The organism is Pseudomonas fuscovaginae SE-1, assembly GCF_000364705.1.
In the GTDB taxonomy this organism is placed as follows: domain Bacteria; phylum Pseudomonadota; class Gammaproteobacteria; order Pseudomonadales; family Pseudomonadaceae; genus Aquipseudomonas; species Aquipseudomonas fuscovaginae_A.
Map to the genome: position 1 here is coordinate 1 of NZ_AQOH01000315.1, position 587 is coordinate 587.

A 587-nucleotide genomic window follows, 5' to 3' on the forward strand; every position below is an offset into this window, starting at 1 on the left:
CTAATCAGTCAGACTATGTGCGCATGTTTGGCATTGGATCCTTGAATGATGCACTTGTTAAGATATATAGAGCCGCACAGGTTAGATTTCCAGCAGTTAGACATGTAGAGGTGATTGATGGCTCATCTATCTGCATAGTTGGCGCAGGAAAATTTTACAACGAAGATAAAGTCTCTGAGTTTGTTGAACTGATGCGACATGAGCATCCCGACCTTGGAATTCTAGCAGGAGTTTTTTGTGAGAAGGATGTAACTCCAGCAAAAAGTATCAAGGGAGACAAACTCAGTCACACGTACGCAATAGAGTTTGCCCAATATGCTTCGGCCGAGCTTGGTCGTTCATCCGACTTAGCGGTCCGACATTTCGGTTATTCGGTGGTGACAAATACTCTATATACTCTTCGCAACAAGGGAGAGAGCAAGACCGCAATGGCTGACTATAAAAGATTTCAATCATTCGGGCTAAGAAGCCCAAATTTCGTGAACTACGGCGGACTTATTTCTGCCTCGCTTGGAGACAACAGGGGCGCTCGCAAATACTATGAAGAAGCATGCCTTATGGACCCTGACGACATCGTATACAAGTTA

1 protein-coding gene is annotated in these 587 nt (G+C 44.6%); it reads left to right on the forward strand.

From position 1 onward, the window contains the following. Window positions 1–41: 41 nt before the first annotated feature. Window positions 42–587: tetratricopeptide repeat protein (locus K675_RS33205; protein WP_157383993.1), on the forward strand; the 546-nt coding region annotated here is incomplete at its 3' end.